Genomic DNA, 1,028 nt, shown 5'->3' on the forward strand with positions numbered 1-1,028 from the left:
TCATGTCCAAGGAAAAGTTCGATCGCAGCCTGCCCCACGTGAACATCGGAACGATTGGGCACGTGGACCACGGCAAGACGTCGCTGACGGCGGCCATCACGAAAGTGCTGGCGAAGACGGGCGGCGCCACGTTCCTGGCGTACGACCAGATTGACAAGGCGCCGGAAGAGCGCGAGCGCGGCATCACCATCTCCACGGCGCACGTGGAGTACAAGACGAAGAACCGTCACTACGCGCACGTCGACTGCCCGGGGCACGCCGACTACGTGAAGAACATGATCACGGGCGCGGCGCAGATGGACGGCGCCATCCTGGTGGTGTCGGCGGCGGACGGCCCGATGCCGCAGACGCGCGAGCACATTCTGCTGGCGCGCCAGGTGGGCGTGCCCTACATCGTGGTCTTCCTGAACAAGGTGGACCTGCTGGACGACCCCGAGCTGCGCGAGCTCGTGGAGATGGAAGTCCGGGACCTGCTCAAGAAGTACGAGTTCCCTGGGGACACCATCCCCATCATCCCCGGCTCCGCGGTCAAGGCGCTGGAGGGTGACACCAGCGACATCGGCGAGCCGGCCATCCTGAAGCTGATGGAGGCGGTGGACAGCTACATCCCGACGCCGCAGCGCGCGACGGACAAGCCCTTCCTGATGCCGGTGGAAGACGTGTTCTCCATCGCCGGCCGCGGTACGGTGGCCACGGGCCGCGTGGAGCGCGGAATCATCAAGGTGGGCGAGGAAGTCGAAGTCGTCGGTCTGCGCGCGACGCAGAAGACTGTGGTGACGGGCGTGGAGATGTTCCGCAAGCTGCTGGACGAGGGCCGGGCGGGCGACAACATCGGCGCGCTGGTCCGTGGCCTCAAGCGCGAGGACATGGAGCGCGGCCAGGTGCTGGCGAAGCCGGGCAGCATCACGCCGCACACGAAGTTCAAGGCGCAGATTTACGTGCTGTCGAAGGAAGAGGGCGGCCGCCACACCCCGTTCTTCAAGGGGTACCGTCCGCAGTTCTACTTCCGCACCACGGACGTGACGGGC

1 protein-coding gene is annotated in these 1,028 nt (G+C 66.1%); it reads left to right on the forward strand.

The features are described from left to right. Positions 1-2: 2 nt before the first annotated feature. On the forward strand, positions 3-1,028 hold a 1,026-nt coding region (gene tuf / locus D7Y21_RS41240), incomplete at its 3' end, for an elongation factor Tu (RefSeq protein WP_121718613.1).

The sequence above is a fragment of the Corallococcus sp. AB045 genome, from assembly GCF_003668895.1.
Lineage (GTDB): Bacteria > Myxococcota > Myxococcia > Myxococcales > Myxococcaceae > Corallococcus > Corallococcus coralloides.